The sequence below is a fragment of the Paractinoplanes atraurantiacus genome, from assembly GCF_900215205.1.
Lineage (GTDB): Bacteria > Actinomycetota > Actinomycetes > Mycobacteriales > Micromonosporaceae > Actinoplanes > Actinoplanes atraurantiacus.
The window spans coordinates 387,842-403,474 of the sequence record NZ_OBDY01000003.1; the positions used below are offsets into that span (position 1 = coordinate 387,842).

Genomic DNA, 15,633 nt, shown 5'->3' on the forward strand with positions numbered 1-15,633 from the left:
TCCGCGCCGCGCCGCACTCCGCGCCGCGCCGCACTCCGCGCCGCGCCGCACTCCGCGCCGCGCCGCACTCCGCGCCGCGCCGCACTCCGCGCCGCCCCGCACTCCGCGCCGCGCCCCCCGCCCCGCGCCGCGCCGCGCCGCACTCCGCGCCGCCCCGCGCCGCGCCGCCCCGCGCCGCGCCGCCCCGCGCTGCGCCGCACTCCGCGCCGCCCCGCGCCGCGCCGCCCCGCGCCGCGCCGCCCCGCGCTGCGCCGCACTCCGCGCCGCCCCGCACCCGTCTCGAGCCCTGCGCCGCGCCGCGCCGCCCAAGCCGTCCCGCGCCGAGCCGCCTATCGCCCCGCGCCCGCGCCCGCGCCGCGCCGCCTCGAGCCCCGTGCCTCGCGCTGTCCCCGGACCCGCGCCTTCTGGCCCGCGCGGCCGCGGCGTGCCTTGCTGGGTTTGTGAAAGCTGTTCTGTTCGGTGGCGCGAATGGGGCTGTGTGGCAGCCGGCGGCATTGAGAGGTGGTGGAGCGTGGAAAGTGAATGCGCTGATGGGAAGGGGTTTTGCATTGTTATATCGCCATATTGAATTTGCGGGATGGAGGGGATTGGGGGACTTCGGGAGATCAGCTTTTCGGACGATCATGGGCTAAACATTTTGTACAAGAAAGTAGAATTTGTACCGAAACGCTGATGAAAGGCGGCGCGGACTCCGGTGAGGGCCATATTGTCCGGTTTGTCGGTTGGTACTTCAGCCGGTTACTCACCAGTCACTGGAGGATGTCATGAAGAACAGTCGGCGCATCGGAGCGCTTGTGGCGATGGCCGGCGCGGCCGTCAGTGTGGCCACGATGACTGTGGCGGCGCCCGCGGTCGCTGCCGAGCGGGGGCCGCAGCCGGTCACCAGCTGGCTGCGGGCCGTTCGGGCGGACACTGACACCGAGGTCAAGGTGTACTGGCGGACCGACCGGCGGATCTGTGACGCCGAGGTTCGGGTCAGCGCCCGCGATGTCGACGTGGACTACCCGGGCCGTAGCCGGTACGCCACGTTCTCGCGCGGGGACAGCCTGCGGCCGGGGCGCTCGGACTACGTCGAGTTCGACGTCAACCCGGACTTCGACCGGGCCGGTGTCGCCCGCCTGCGCACCATGATCTCGTACGACGACTGTGGGCGTCGTGCCCGCACGCAGGTCCGCACGTTCACGCTGATCCTGCCCGTCCTGCGCAACGAGCGCCCAGGCCGCCCGGGCGACAACAACTGGCCGGGCCGCCCCGGCGACAACAACGGCCGACCGGGCCGCCCCGGCGACAACAACGGCCGACCGGACCGCCCCGGTGACAACAATGGGCGACCGGATCGCCCGGGCGACAACAACGGCCGCCCGGACCGGCCCGGCGACCACAACGGGTGGCCGACCCGGCCGACCGCCAGCCCGACCGTGACCGCCAGCCCGACGGCCGCCCCCAGCCCGACGGCAACCGTCACCGCCACCGCCACCGCCACCGCCACTGCGACGGCGACCCCCACCCGCACCTGGACCGGCACCCGCGGTCCGGGCGGCGGCCACCACGACCGCTGACGACGACGTGCTCCCGGCTCATCGAGCCGGGAGCACGACCAAAGACGTCGACGCGAAACCGGGCGAAAACCCCGTACCTCTGAATAACATCTGTTTTGACCAAGCGGTGCGGAAGCCACGCGCCGGGACATAGTGGCGCTTCTCGCGCCCGACCGATCTGAAGGGCGCGAGAAGCGCCCAGGTAACGCGGCGAAAGCCGGACATAGCAGCGCCCGACCGGTGATGACCGGCCGGGCGTGATTTTTTAGGCCGCGACCTCGCGGACCGACATGATCTGGCCGGCCGGGTCGGTGATGACCAGCTCCAGCGCGCGCGAGATCAGGTTCGGGTCGAAGGTCGAGGCGTGGAACGTGGCCTCCAGGTGGAGCACGCCGTTCATCTCGCTCGTCGTCAGCGTGACGCCCTCGGGGCTGTTCAGCGTGGGCACGCTCAGGTTGACCCGCCATTCCGGGCCGACCGACCAGGGCAGATCGCCGAGCAGGTCGTGGCGGCCCTGGTTGCTGAAGGTCAGCTTCGGCCGGGGCGGGATCGGGAGTTCCGAAGGGTACGGATCGGGCATGCCGGGCGCTCCGTCCAGCGCGATCTTGCCTTCGCGCAGCACCATCATCGTCAGGATGCGGCCCGTGGCCAGCTCGTGCTTGATCGTGGTGTGCACCGACAGCGGATCCATCATGTCGGCCGGCGAGAGGTACGGGCCCATGCAGAAGTTGCTGTCGATCCGGACGTCCTTGTCCAGGTAGCGGCGGCCGTCGGCCAGGAATGTGGCGCCGCTCGTGTCCGGCTTCAGGCCCAGGTTGTACAGCGCCGCCGTGAACGCCGCGAACGTGATCGCCGACGTGGTCACGCCGGGCGCGTACTCGTCGCGCCATTTGCGCATCTCTTTCAGCGCCGTCGCCGAGCGGGCCGTGCGGACCGTCAGGTTCGGCTGCCACTTGCGCATCCGGGTCTCCTCCGGCTCGGGCGGGCGGGCGAAGCTGATGCCCTCCTTCCACCGGGTCGGCTTGGTGCCGAACTGCTTCCACCAGGCCTTGGGCAGTGCCATCCGGTTGCGCTGGAGCGGCGGGATGACCGCCGCCCGGCCCTGGCTGGCCGCGAGGACCAGCTCGTGGACCAGCGAGTTGACCGGGCCGGCGTCGCCGTACGCGTGCGACACCTTGATCGCCACATAGCCGGCGCCGACCAGGATGCGGATCGGGTGCACGCCACGGGGCTCGGACTGCAGCTTGCGGGTCATGCCGTCCATGTCGAGCGACCAGTCGCCCGAGTCCTGCACGGCGCGGTGCACGAACTGGGCGAACTCGGCCCCGTTCATGTGCTCCCAGCGGGCGCCGACCCGGTCGAGCTTGGAGACCGCGCGGTGTTTGGGGTCGGCCGCGTGCAGGCCGATCAGCGCCTTGCGCATGCCGTCGACGGTCACGCCGTAGACCGGGCCGACGGTGCGGATGTATTCCAGCGGGAGCCAGGCCCGCTCGTGCAGCGTCATGGTCGTGGTGTTCGCGGTGTCGCCGCGGCGCTGCCCGTTCGAGAAGACGACCCGCAGGACGGTGGGCGCGACGCAGATCGCCTCGATCCACAGCACGACCGCGAACCAGGCGACCAGCTCGGTGAGGCCGCCGTGTGAGCCGCCGTACCAGGCGGCGACCAGCTCGGCGGCGCCGGCGATCAGCGCGAAGACCCCCGCGCCGCGCACCTTGTTGTTCACCCGGGAGATCGCCAGGAAGAAGTGCAGGAAGACGAAGGGGATGTACGTCAGGGCGAGGATCCGGAGCGCGTCGCCGGCCGCGTCCGCGTACGACGCGCCGAAGACCGACATGATCGGGTTGGCCAGGAGTACGACCAGGAGCGAGCCCGGCAGTCCGACGCCGACGCAGATCAGCAGGCCCACGCGGACCTTGGACTGCAGTGCTTTGCGGTCGCCGCTGGCCACCGCGAACAGGGTCAGCGCGACGTTGCCGGGGATCATCGAGAGCATCGACAGGACCATGAACGCGGTGTAGAACGACGCGTTGGCCGAGGCCGACAGCACCGCCGTGACCAGCAGCGGCATGGCCGCGCGGGGCAGGTAGCTGGCCAGGTTGAGCAGGTTGTGGTCGAAGGTCGAGCGGCCCCGGCCCTTGAGCAGTGACAACCGCGGGCGCAGCGAGTCGATCAGCCCGCGGCGGCGCAGCGCACCGCTCAGGATCGCTGTGGAGAGCACGATGCCGGCGACCCAGGTGAGCAGCAGCTCGTTGCCGGTGAGGGTGATCGGGGCGACGGCCAGGGCGGCCAGCAGCACCAGCTTGATCATCGCGAACCAGGCGTTGCGCATGAGCTGGAGGGGGCCCTTGAGCAGGCCGACCAGGGCCTCGTCGAGGACCAGCGTGATCGCGTTGACCGCGATGCCGACGACCAGCAGCACGGTGCCGGCCTGGCCGCCGAGCGCTTCTTGGAGGCCGGGGATCCAGAGCTGCGCGACCGCGACGTACGCGATGCCGCCGACCGTGGCGGCGGCGCCGGCGACCAGCAGACAGGTGGAGATCAGCTCCCACTTGGGCCCGCGCAGCTGCGACAGGTCGGAGATCAGCATGGTGCCCATGCCGAACATGCCGATGGTGCCGATCAGCGTCATGGCGGACACCGCGGCCGAGGCCTGGCCGACCGCCTCGGGCGACGCGGCGCGCGCGGCGACCCACCAGAAGACGAACCCGAGCAGCGAGGTGATGGCCGTCGTGGCGATCAGCGAGCCGGCGTTCAGGAAAAGATCGACGTGCCCCTTGAGGGCAGTCAGAACACCGTTGCGGCGCTTGGCCGGCTTCGGCGGTGTCGCGCCTTGCGGCGCGATGACCTGTGTCGCGGTCACACAGCCTCCCCACAGTACGACTGTTCGACGATAGAGATCCGCCGGTAGGGGCGACCACGGGTGACTGGTCCGATTTTTCCGTACTGTCCGGAGTAGACGATCAACCCTTTCGGGTGATTCCGCTACAACCAGCCCGCCCGCTTGAAGCGCCAGTAGAGGCCGCCGCAGGCCAGCACGATGATCGCGATGGTGGTCCAGAAGCCGTACCGGGAGTCGATCCCGGGCATGTTCGCGAAGTTCATCCCATAAATTCCGGCACCGACGGTCGGCACGGCCGCGATGGCGGCCCAGGCCGCGATCATCCGCATGTCGTCGTTCTGCGCCATGGTCACCTGGGTCAGCCGCGCCTGGAGCACGGAGTCGATCAGGTTGTCGAAGCCGTTGATCCGGTCGACGGCCCGGGCCAGCCGGCCGCGCACATCGACGAAGTAGGGCTGGAGCGCGGTCGGCGGGGTGATCGACGCGAGCGGCTCGGGCAGCGGCAGCACGGCCCGCTTGAGCTCGACCATCTCGCGTTTGAGCTGGTAGAAGTGTGCCACCTCGGCCGAGCGCCGAGCCTCGAAGGTCTCCTCCTCGAGTCGTTCCAGGTCGCGCTCGACGTCGGCCGACACCGACAGGTAGTCGTCGACCATCCGCCCGGCGATGGCATAGGCCACCGCCCACGGCCCATGCCTGAGCAGGGCGGGACGCTTTTCGATCTCTTTGCGTACGCCCCAGAGCGCCCCCGCCGCGCCGTGCCGCACCGTGATCACGAAGGACGGGCCGATCAGCAGCGTGATGTCTCCCGTGTCGACCACCTCGGAGGTTGCGGTCAGCTGGTCGTGCTCGACGTAGCGGGCGGTGCGCAGCACCAGCCGGGTCACGTCGCCGATCACCTCGACGCCCGGCCGGTGCCCGCCCTCCAGCGTCTGCTCGACGACCAGCTCGTGCAGGCCGAACGCCCGGCCGACCTCGCGCATCGTGACCGCGTCGGGCTCGTGCAGGCCGAGCCACAGGAACCCGCCGCGGGGGATCCGGGCGTCGTTGTAGTGCACGGCCCCCGGTTTGCGGGTCCCGGCCGCGTAGATCGCGCAGTCGACCACGGCGTCCGGATTGCGGCGGCGCTGCTGAGGCGCCGGCGGGCGCGGGTTGAGACCCTCGATCAATCGACCCAGCGCCTTCGGAAGGGCGCGCCGCCGCCATCGCAACATCCGCCGACCTTAATCGGAGCGGCGCATGGCCCGTACGCCCACCAGGAGGCCGATCGCGGCAACGGCCGCGGCCGCGATGATCCCGCCGAGCGTGCTCGACGTCCAGATGTCGCCGTTGAACAGTGAACGCTCGGCCTCGACGACATAGCTCAACGGGTTGCCGGCCGCCAGCGCGCGCAGCCACCCCGGCCCGTTCTCGATCGGCAGCAGCACCCCGGCCAGCAGCAACAGCGGGAAGAGCAGCGTCTGCTGCACGGTCCAGAACAGCCACTCCTGGTTCTTGGAGGCCAGGGCCAGGGTGTACGACAGTGCGCCGAGCCCGATGCAGAAGGCGGCCAGGATCACCAGCCCGATCACCGCGCCGGGCAGGTTGAACCGGAACCCGAACGGCAGGCAGACCACCACGATCAGCGCCGCCTGGGCGAACATCGGGACGATCTCTTTGAGCGCCCGGCCGATCAGCAGCGCGGGCCGGCGCAGCGGGGTGACCAGCATCCGCTCGTGCGAGCCGGTCTGAATCTCGAACAGCAGGTTGGAACCGGTCATCGAGCAGGCGAACAGGCAGGACATGACGATGATGCCGGGCACGAACCACTGCAGGGCGTTCCCGTCGTCGTCCGGCAGCAGCGGGGTGAACAGCGCCAGGAAGACCAGCGGCTGCACCATCGAGAAGATGATCGTGAACGGGTCGCGGAGTAGCGGTCGCAGCTCGCGGCTGAAGACGGTCGAGGTGTCGGCGATCAGCGTGGTCATGGCTCAGACCTCCACGAGCTCTTTGTCGACGCCGCCTTCGCGCAGGCTCCGGCCGGTCAGTTGAAGGAACACGTCGTCGAGGGTGGGTCGGATCACTTCGATCTCGGCGGCCGGGTAACCGGCCGTGCGCAGATCGTCGAGGATTCCGGGAGCGCGACGGGGCGCGTTCGGGAGGCCGAGGCGCACCTGTGTCCCTTTGCGCTCGGTGCGGAGAACGGCCGCGGCACCCGCCGCGTCGCTCTCATGGAGAAAGCCGAGCACGATGCGGTCGCCCACGTGGGTGTCCTTGAGACGCTGCGGGGTGTCGTCGGCGATGATCCGGCCGTGGTCGATGACGATCACCCGCTCGGCCATCGAGTCGGCCTCGTCCAGGTAGTGGGTGGTGAGCACGATCGTCGTCTCGTGCCGGGCCCGCAGGGCCAGGATGTGCTCCTGGAGGTTGGCCCGGTTCTGCGGGTCGAGGCCGGTCGACGGCTCGTCGAGGAAGAGCAGCCCGGGGGAGTGGATCAGCCCCATCGCGATGTCGAGCCGGCGCCGCTGGCCACCGGAGAGCGTCGAGACCCGGCGGTCGGCCACCTCGGCCAGGCCGAGCGACTCGATCAGCTCGGCCGCCCGCTGCCGGGAGTCGCGCGTGCTCATCCCGTACGCCCGGCCCTGGCTGATCAGCTCGTCACGTCCGCGCTGGCTGTGCCCGGCGCCGTTGCCCTGGCCTATATATCCGATCCGCAGCCGCACCTCGCGCTGCCGGCGGACGACGTCGAAGCCGGCCACGGTGGCCGTGCCGGCGGTCGGCGGAATGAGCGTGGTGAGCATGCGCAGGGTGGTGGACTTGCCGGCGCCGTTCGGGCCGAGCAGGGCGACGAGCTCGCCCGCCCGGACGGTGAGATCGATGCCGTCGACGGCGTGCACGTCCTTGAAGTGCTTGGTCAACCCTCGTGTCTCAATCATGCTTCCGACGCTAGATTTCTTTGCGGCCACTTCCTGACCTCAATCCGGGAGAGTCTGTATTCATGGCGAACACGAGCGCGCGCATGCTGCGGCTGCTGTCGCTGCTGCAGACGCACAGGTACTGGCCGGGCGCCGAGTTGGCGGACCGGCTCGAGGTCAGCCCACGGACCCTGCGCCGTGACGTCGACCGGCTCCGCGAGCTGGGCTATCCGGTCGACGCCGCGCGGGGCGTGGCCGGCGGCTATCAACTGCAGGCGGGCGCGGCGGTGCCGCCCCTGCTGCTCGACGACGACGAGGCCGTCGCCATCGCGGTCGGGCTGCGGACGGCGGCGGCCGGAGCCGTCACCGGATTTGAGGAAACCTCGGTGCGGGCGCTGGCCAAGGTGATCCAGCTCCTGCCGCCGCGGTTGCGCCGGCGCATCGACGCGCTGCGCGCCGTGACCGCCCCCGGGCCCCTCGGCGGCGGCCCTGCGCTGGACGCGACGGTGCTCACCACCCTGGCCATGGCGTGCCGGGGCGAGGAACGGCTGCGCTTCGACTACCACCCCCGTGAGGGCGACCCGGCGTCACGGCACGTCGAACCGCACCGGCTGGTGCCGATCGGCCGCCGCTGGTATCTGATGGCGTGGGACCTCGAGCGAGGGGACTGGCGCAGCTTCCGGGTCGACCGCTTGTCGTCACCCGCGATGACAGGCGCGCGTTTCCGCCCGCGCGAGATCCCCGGCGGAGATCCCGCGCAGTGGCTGCACTCCCGGTTGAAGGCCATTCCCACCCGCTACGAGGTGTCGGTGCTGGTCGACGCGCCGGCGGAGCAGGTGCGCACAGCGGTGTGGAATTACGGCACCGTGGAGGAGCTCCCGCCCGGCTGCCGTCTGCGCATGAACGTGGACGACCTGGGCTGGCCGGCGATGGTCCTCGGAGTGCTGGGCGCTGCGTTCACTGTCGAGTCACCTCCCGAGCTGCGCGATCACCTGCGCCGCACGGGTGAGGCGTTGATCGCGGGCTCCGTTGTGGACGGATCGGCGCCCCCGTGGCGCCGATCCGCGTGAAGGAACCTATCTGCGACCTACGACATTTTCGGGACGGAGATAAGCAGTCGCTTATATAAGCTTCGGCGAAAATGTCGGAGGGGCGGTGCATCATCGTTCCCATGACGACGCTTGGTGCGATCTATCTGCCGCAACATCCGCCGGAGGCCCTGCGCGACGTGGCCGTCGCCGCCGACCGGGCCGGTCTCGCAGAGCTGTGGCTGTGGGAGGACTGCTTTCTCAGCGGTGGCGTCGCGGCCTCGGCCGCCGCCCTGGCCTGGACCGAGCGGCTGCGCGTCGGCATCGGCATCATGCCGGTCCCGTTCCGCAACGTCGCCGCCACCGCCATGGAGATCGCCACCCTGAGCCGCATGTTCGGCGACCGCGTCCTGCCCGGCATCGGTCACGGCGTTCAGGACTGGATGGGCCAGGTGGGTGCTCGCGCGGCGTCGCCCCTCACGCTTCTCCGGGAGTACGCGACCGCGCTGCGCTCGCTTCTGCACGGCGAGGAGGTCACGGTCTCCGGGCGCTATGTCCAGCTTGACGCCGTACGCCTCGACTGGCCCCCGGCCGTGATCCCTGACCTTTACGTGGCCGCGACCGGCCCCAAGACCCTCGCGCTGGCGGGCGAGGTCGGCGACGCCACCGTCCTGGCCGGCGGCACGTCTCCGGCCGGGGTGACCGAGGCGCGCGAGCTGAGCGGCGCCAAAGACCTCGTGGTCTTCGTGCCGGCTCTGCCCGGCGACTCCGCCGGTCGCCTGGTCGCCGCGCGGGAGAAATACGGGCACGCGTTCGCCGGCCTCTCCGGGACGGCGGCCGAGATCGCCGAGGGTGTGCGGTTGTTCGCGGCGGCCGGGGCCACCAGGGTCATCCTCCAGCCGCTCGAGGAGGACGACCCGATCGCGTATGTCCGATGGGTCGCCGAGGAGGTGCGGCCTCTGGTGGGCTAGCGTCGGGGTGATCAAGGGAGGCTCGGCGTGACGCGGTACGTGGCTATCGGTGACAGCTTTACCGAGGGGCTCGGTGACGGGCTGCCGGACGGGTCCGAGCGCGGCTGGGCCGACCTGGTCGCCTCCGGGCTGGCCGCCGCCGAGGGCAAGCCGGTGCAGTACGCGAACTTCGCCATCCGCGGGCGCCTGCTCGAGCCGATCGTCACCGAGCAGCTCGACGCCGCGCTGGCTCTGTCGCCGCTGCCCACGCTGCTGTCGCTCAACGGCGGCGGCAACGACATGATGCGCCCCGGCGGCGACATGCTCCAGCTGGCCGCGATGACCGAGCGGGCCATCCAGCGCTGCCTCGACGCCGGCGTCGGTGTCGTGCTGCTCAGCGGGGCCGACCCGTCCGACCGGCTGCCGTTCGGTTCCGCCATGCGGCGCCGGGGCGAGCTGCTCACCAACGCGGTCGCCAAGTTCATCGACCGCTACGACATCACTTTCGTCGACGTCTTCCACGACCGGGAGATCCGCCGCGCCGGATATTGGTCGGCCGACCGTCTGCATCTCAACGCCAACGGCCACCGCCGGGTCGCCGGCCTGGTGCTGGCCGCGCTCGGTCACCCCGCCGAGGCTCACGTGATCGACCCCGGCCCGGCCACCCGCGGCGGCCTGCTGTCCGAGGCCCGCTACTACCGCGAGCACGTCCTGCCCTGGATCAACCGCCGCCTCCGCGGCCGGTCGTCCGGCGACAACCGCACGGGCAAGTACGTCGAGTGGACGGAGATCGCGCCCGCCTAAAGGGCACGCCGCCGGATGTAGTCGTCGTGCCATTCGGCGCCGACCAGGAACCGCTTCACGCCGATCACGTCGAAGCCGTGCTTGGCGTAGAACTTCGCGGCCCGCTGGTTCTGCTGGTTGACGCCCAGCCAGCAGAACTGGGCGCCGGTCGCCGCGGCCTCGGCCAGCGTCGCCGTCATCAGGGCGGCCGCCGCGCCCGAGCCGTGACGGTCGGCCAGCAGGTAGAACTTCGACAGCTCGATGCTGACCTTCTCGTCGACCACGGCCGCGACGTCCTCGTTCTCGATCGGGCCGGCCACCAGCATCGAATAACCGATCGGCTCGCCGTCCGACGCCACCAGCAGGACGATCCGGTCCGGGTCGGCCAGATAGCGCCGGAAGCTGCCGGCGGACAGGTTGGTGGCGACGAAGGCCGCGATGTCCTCGGGCTTGGTGCCGGGCGGACAGGCCAGCTTGAATGTCCGGTCGGCCAGGTCGTGCAGCAGTTCGGCGTCCGCAACGTCGGCCCTACGGGTCGTGATCGACATGGAAAGACAGTTTAGAGTTTCTCGCGTGCGCGCTCCCATGATGAGACAACTCGGCGACGTCATTCCCCTGCCCGTGTCGGTTCGCCCCGATCCGTCGGCCGATTTCCGGATCGCGCCGGACGTGTCGGTCGGCGCCGGCGGCGAGGCCGCGGCCGTCGCCGACGAACTGGCCGTCCTCCTGCGCCAGGCCACCGGCTTCGCGGTGCCCCGGGTGGCCGGCGCGGCCCCGATCCACCTGGTCGTGGAGGAGGACGCCGCCAAGTCACCCGAGCACTACCGGCTCGATGTCACGGCCGGTGGCGTCACGTTGCGGGCGCCGACCGCGCAGGGCCTGTTCGCCGGGCTCCAGACGTTCCGCCAGTTGCTCCCGGCCGAGACCGGGACCGCGCCGATGAATATCCCCGGTGGCCGGATCGAGGACGAGCCCCGCTTCCCCTACCGGGGCGCGATGCTCGACCTCGCCCGGCACTTCTACGCGCCGGCCGACCTGCGGTCCTACATCGACACGATCGCGCAATTCAAGATCAACCACTTGCACCTGCACCTCACCGACGACCAGGGCTGGCGCCTCGAGATCGCCGGCTGGCCGCTGCTCACCGAGGTCAGCGGCGGCGAGGGCACCGGCGTCGACGGCGCCGGGCCGGGCTTCCTGACGGCGCGGGAGTACACCGACCTGGTCGCCTACGCCGCGACGCGGTTCGTCACGATCGTGCCCGAGATCGACCTGCCCGGCCACGTCAACGCCGTGCAGTTCGCCTACCCGGAGCTGACCGCCGACGGCGTGCCCGTCCAGCAGCGCGTCGACGCGGAGGTCGGCTACAGCTCCCTGCCCATCGGCAAGGAGATCACCTACACGTTCGTCGAGGACGTCATCCGTACGGTCGCCGAGCTCACCCCGGGCCCGTACCTGCACATCGGCGGCGACGAGGCCTTCTCCACCACCGCCGAGGACTACCGCACCTTCATGTCCCGGGTGCTGCCGCTGGCCGGAAAGTACGGCAAGCGCGCGATCGGCTGGCACGAGATGGCCGCTGTCGACCTGCCGGCCAGCGCCATCCCGCAGTACTGGCGGATCGAGCCGGCCGACGACGGTGTCGCCCGCGCGGCCGCCGCCGGCCACCAGGTGATCATGTCGCCGGCCGACCGCAGCTACCTGGACATGAAGTACGACGAGTCGAGCCCTCTCGGCCTCGACTGGGCCGGCCTGGTCAGCGTCGAGCGCTCGTACGACTGGGACCCGGCCGACCGCCTGCCCGGCGTGCCCGAGGAGTCGCTGCTCGGCGTCGAGGCGCCGCTCTGGTCGGAGACCCTGCGCAGCCTGTCCGACGTGCAGTTCATGGCCTTCCCGCGGTTGCCCGCGATCGCCGAGATCGGCTGGACGCCGCGGGCCGCTCGCGACTGGCGGTCGCTGCGCCGCCGGCTGGCCGCCTTCGGCCCGCGCTGGGAGGCGCAGGGCGTGAACTTCCACCGGTCGGCGGAGATCGACTGGAGCTAAGGGATCACCAAGCGGGGCCCGCTGGCGGGCCGGGCTGGGACGCGGCTCAGGTCGATCCCCATCTTCTGCGGCGGCAGGTAATAGTCCAGTTTGGCCAGGCGCTGCACCAGGGTGCCCAGCAGCGCGATCGTGATCTTCTCGCCGGGGCAGCGGTGGCCTGTCCGCGGGTCGCCGCCACCTTGCGGGATCAGCTCGAACTCGCCGACCGGGCGGCCGAGGAACCTTTCCGGCCGGAACTCGTACGGCTCGGGCCACACCCGCGGATCGTGGTGCTGGCCGTAGACGTCGAGCAGCACCAGCGCGCCCTTCGGGATCTCCGCCCGCTGGAACAGCAGGTCACGGGTGGCCCGGGCGCCGAGGAAGGGCGCGAACGGGTAGAACCGCCGTACCTCGTGCACGAAGGCCTTGGTGTAGTCGTCGTCGCCGGCGCGCAGCCGGGCGCGGGTGCCCGGCCAGCGGTCGAGCGCGTGCGTGGCGAAGGCGACGAACCACGCCACCGCCGTCGTCGGCCGGATGATGTTGATCAGCTCGACCGCCGCGGTCTTCGCGTCGAGCAGGTAGCCGTCCTCCAGATGGTGAGCAACCACCGACAACGGCTCCTGGGTGGCGTCGTCACGCCGTACGGAATCAATGATCTGAGAGAAACGACGCTCCTGCCGCCGCCGAGCCGCCAAGGCCCGCGCGAAGCGCGGACCGGCCGAAGCGAACCCATCGACCATGGCGACGAGGTCCCGGGCCAGGGCGTCCTGGTCACGCTTTTCCAGGTGTACGCCGGTCCAGCGCGCGACCGCCTCGGCCAGCACCGAGGCCGACTCGTCGAAGATCGAGATCTCGCCCGACCCGCGCCAGCCGGCGGCCGCCTCGTCGAAGACCTCACCGGTCAGCTTGGCCAGGGTGTCGATGCCGTCGGCGTTCATGAGCAGAGCCACGAACAAGGCCTTGCGCGCCCGGTGAGCCTCACCGTCGAGCGTGTGCACACCCTGGCCGAACAGGGTGGCGACGACGTTCGGCGGCAGCGCGTCATGCCGTTCCAGGTCACCGTCGTAGAAGAAGCGGGCCGCGTCGGGGCCGCTGATCGCCACCGCCCGCTGCCCGCCGACCCGCATCTCGACCGGGCGGCCGTGCCACCGGCGCCGCAGATCCGGAAGCCAGGCGTATCCCTTGGCCGCGAAGGCGAGCGTCTGGTCCCCAAGTGCCATGGCGGTCCGTGTCCCCTCTCGTGACGGCGCGAAACCGCCGGCGAAAATCTTCCTTATTTTTCCTCCCGCCGGACTCCGCGTCTGGGGTTTCCGTCATACCCCCGACCTAGTCTGGGAGCCCGAACGAGCTCGGAGGTGAGAGGTGGGCCGGTCCGCCGCCATGCTGGTCGGCTTCCTGGCGGCCGCGTGGCTCCAGGTCGTCGCGGCGCTGGTGTTCGTGCTGGTGGTGCTCGACCTGCTGCCCGGCGCGCTGGCCGTGCAGGTCGCGGTGCCGCTGGCCATCGCCACCGCCGGTCTGCTGTGTTATGCCACGATTCGTGCCCTGCGCCTGCGCCGCCCCGCGCCGGCCGGGGTGCCGGTGACCCGAGACCACGCTCCCGCGCTGTGGGCGATGCTCGACGAGGCCGCCGCCCTCTCGGCCGTGGCGCCGCCCGACGGCGTGACAGTGGTCGCGCCGGCCACCGCGACGCTGGCCGAGCAGCCGCGCTTCGGCGGCCTGGCCGGCGGGCGCCGCGAGCTCTACCTCGGACTCCCGCTGCTCCAGACGTGGGACGAGGCCCGGCTGCGGGCGGTGGTCGCCCACGAGCTGGCGCACGGCTCACCCGCGCGGGGCGGCCGCTTCGCTCCGATGGCCCATCGGGGCCGCGCGGCGCTGGCGCGCATCGTGCCGCGCATCCCGGCCCGCAACCCCGCCGGCCCGCTGCTGCGACTGTGTGCCCGCTGGTTCCGCGCGGCCGACGACCCGCGCGCCCGCGAGCGGGAGCTCGCCGCCGACCGGGCGGCGGCCGAGTTCGCCGGCCCGCGCGCGGCCACCGCGGTCCTGCGCGACGGCCCGGTCCTCGACGGCATGCAGCAGCTGTTCCACGTCGAATATTTGAGTCCCGGCTGGCAGACCGGCCTGGTGCCGGACGACGTCTTCGGTGGCTTCCTGCGCGTCCTGGCCGCCCGGGCCGAGGAGGCGGCGGTCCTGCGGGCGCGGGGCCCCGAGCAGCCCGGTGGGTGGGACGCCCATCCGCCGCTCGCCGAGCGCCTGGCCGCCCTGGCCGCCATCACCCCCGAGGGCCCCGAGCCCGAGTCGCCACCGGCCGGTGACCTGATCCCCGACCTGCCCGGCCTGGCCCGGGCCCTCCAGGCGGTGGCCTTCCCCTCCACCGGCCGCACGGTGGTGACCTGGGACGAGTTCTTCGGCGCCGCCCGCACGGCCGAGATGGAACGCGAGGCCGACGCCTCCTTGCGCGCCCTCTCCCACGCCGCCGGCACCCCCGTCCCCAACGCCGACGCGGTCCTCCGCCTGGCCGCCGACGGCCAGTTGACCAAGTTCGCCGAAACCATCCTGGGCGAGCTCCCCGCGGGCAACGCCCCTTCACCCGGGGAAGAGCCCTCGGAGGGAGAGGACCAGCCTTCCGGCGGGCGTCCTCCCTCGGAGGAGATCTCGGAGCGGATCACCGAGCTCATCACGCTGTTGCTGGCGCTGGCGGCTCTGCATTGCGGCGCGGCGCGCTGGCGGCACAGCTGGACCGGCACGGCCGAGCTGGTCGCGGCCGACGGGTCCTTTCTCGACCTCCACGGCCCGGCCGCGCTCGCCGCCGACCCGGCCACGGTCGGCGAGGCCCGCCAGTGGCTCGCCGCCCTCGGCATCGACCTCGCGGCCGGCGGCGGCGACACCGTGCGCCCCGCGGCCCGGGTGCCGGTGCTCGGCGGCGTGGTCAACGTCCTGGTCGACGGCGCCCGCACCGACCTCCTCGTCGTCGAGACCGGCCTGGTCCTGGTGCCCGGCCTCCCCCGTTCCCGCCACGCCGAGGCGAAACGCCGCCTGACCCGCCTGGCCTCCGACGGCGTCCTGGCCGACGGTTCCCCCGCGGCCGGCCTTTCCGCGGGCGGCTCGCTCGGCTCGGGTGTAAATGCCGCGTCGGCCGAGGAAGGCGGTGCTGCCGATGCTGCCTCGGCGCAGGAGGGGGCTGTCGGGACGCTGACCGCCGATGACTCGGGGCCGGGGATTCGGTTCGTGCCGTTCGCCGATGTCGCTTCGGCGGCGGCTGTGCGCAGCGGGCGCCGGCAGTGGGAGATCGGGCTTCGCCACGGCGGGAGCCTCAGTGTGCGGACGGCGCTCGACTCCGAGGAACTGCCCGGGGGATGGGCCGCGCTCGATGAGGCGGTGTCGTTCCTCACCCGTACTCGCTGAAAAGGGGGAACGGCATGACCCACAGTGAACTGTTCCCCCTTGCGGTGCGTGGTAACGGTCACGAGCGTCTCATTCGCGACGGATGAGTGATCTGCCCGTCACCTCAGGTCACAATGACCTTCGTGGGCTGTTCGCTTACCGGTTTCGTAAATGGGTAGATGAGATGCCGGGGTTAGGCGG

General features: G+C 71.4%; 12 protein-coding genes. 6 read left to right on the forward strand and 6 right to left on the reverse strand.

The genetic code is table 11. From position 1 onward, the window contains the following. Positions 1-764 precede the first annotated feature (764 nt). The gene (locus CRP55_RS53890) at positions 765-1,559 is read left to right on the forward strand and encodes a hypothetical protein (RefSeq protein ID WP_218854331.1); all 795 of its coding nucleotides are present in this window, start codon (positions 765-767) and stop codon (positions 1,557-1,559) included. 244 nt (positions 1,560-1,803) lie between these two features. Here CRP55_RS53890 and CRP55_RS11105 read toward each other — a convergent pair whose 3' ends face one another. The 4 genes from CRP55_RS11105 to CRP55_RS11120 form a co-directional block, all read right to left on the reverse strand. After that, complete coding sequence (locus CRP55_RS11105; protein ID WP_097319719.1) at positions 1,804-4,398, reverse strand: lipopolysaccharide biosynthesis protein; 2,595 nt, start codon at positions 4,396-4,398, stop codon at positions 1,804-1,806. A 122-nt stretch (positions 4,399-4,520) separates the two neighbouring features. After that, complete coding sequence (locus tag CRP55_RS11110) at positions 4,521-5,588, reverse strand: magnesium and cobalt transport protein CorA (RefSeq protein WP_097319721.1); 1,068 nt, start codon at positions 5,586-5,588, stop codon at positions 4,521-4,523. Between the two features lie 9 nt (positions 5,589-5,597). Further along, complete coding sequence (locus tag CRP55_RS11115; protein ID WP_097319722.1) at positions 5,598-6,341, reverse strand: ABC transporter permease; 744 nt, start codon at positions 6,339-6,341, stop codon at positions 5,598-5,600. Between the two features lie 3 nt (positions 6,342-6,344). Then, a complete protein-coding gene (locus CRP55_RS11120; protein ID WP_097319723.1) occupies positions 6,345-7,289 on the reverse strand; it encodes an ABC transporter ATP-binding protein in 945 nt (314 codons plus the stop codon). 62 nt (positions 7,290-7,351) lie between these two features. Between CRP55_RS11120 and CRP55_RS11125 the strand changes: the two genes are divergently transcribed. The 3 genes from CRP55_RS11125 (at position 7,352) to CRP55_RS11135 (ending at position 10,050) form a co-directional block, all read left to right on the forward strand. Continuing rightward, positions 7,352-8,338, forward strand: coding sequence for a helix-turn-helix transcriptional regulator (locus CRP55_RS11125; RefSeq protein ID WP_097319725.1), 987 nt, complete (start codon positions 7,352-7,354; stop codon positions 8,336-8,338). A 101-nt stretch (positions 8,339-8,439) separates the two neighbouring features. Next, the gene (locus CRP55_RS11130; protein WP_097319726.1) at positions 8,440-9,267 is read left to right on the forward strand and encodes an LLM class flavin-dependent oxidoreductase; all 828 of its coding nucleotides are present in this window, start codon (positions 8,440-8,442) and stop codon (positions 9,265-9,267) included. 27 nt (positions 9,268-9,294) lie between these two features. Continuing rightward, positions 9,295-10,050 carry an SGNH/GDSL hydrolase family protein gene (locus CRP55_RS11135; RefSeq protein ID WP_097319727.1) on the forward strand — a complete coding sequence of 252 codons (756 nt, stop codon included), beginning with the start codon at positions 9,295-9,297 and terminating at the stop codon, positions 10,048-10,050. On the opposite strand, the gene CRP55_RS11140 is transcribed toward CRP55_RS11135, so the two are convergent. Continuing rightward, positions 10,047-10,577 (reverse strand): GNAT family N-acetyltransferase, encoded by a 531-nt coding sequence (locus CRP55_RS11140; RefSeq protein ID WP_097319729.1) that lies wholly within the window; start codon positions 10,575-10,577, stop codon positions 10,047-10,049. The two genes, CRP55_RS11135 and CRP55_RS11140, sit on opposite strands and share 4 nt — an antisense overlap. 25 nt (positions 10,578-10,602) lie before the next feature. On the opposite strand from CRP55_RS11140, the gene CRP55_RS11145 reads away from it, so the two are divergent. Next, entirely contained in the window at positions 10,603-12,072 is a 1,470-nt protein-coding gene (locus CRP55_RS11145; protein WP_245922921.1) for a beta-N-acetylhexosaminidase, read from the forward strand. Here the strand turns inward: CRP55_RS11145 and CRP55_RS11150 are convergent. Continuing rightward, positions 12,069-13,271: a cytochrome P450 gene (locus CRP55_RS11150; RefSeq protein WP_097319732.1), complete on the reverse strand. Its 1,203-nt coding sequence runs from the start codon at positions 13,269-13,271 to the stop codon at positions 12,069-12,071. The genes CRP55_RS11145 and CRP55_RS11150 overlap by 4 nt on opposite strands. Before the next feature lie 142 nt (positions 13,272-13,413). Here CRP55_RS11150 and CRP55_RS52050 point away from each other — a divergent pair, with 142 nt between their 5' ends. Further along, a complete protein-coding gene (locus tag CRP55_RS52050) occupies positions 13,414-15,453 on the forward strand; it encodes a M48 family metallopeptidase (RefSeq protein WP_097319733.1) in 2,040 nt (679 codons plus the stop codon). The last annotated feature ends 180 nt before the right edge of the window (positions 15,454-15,633 follow it).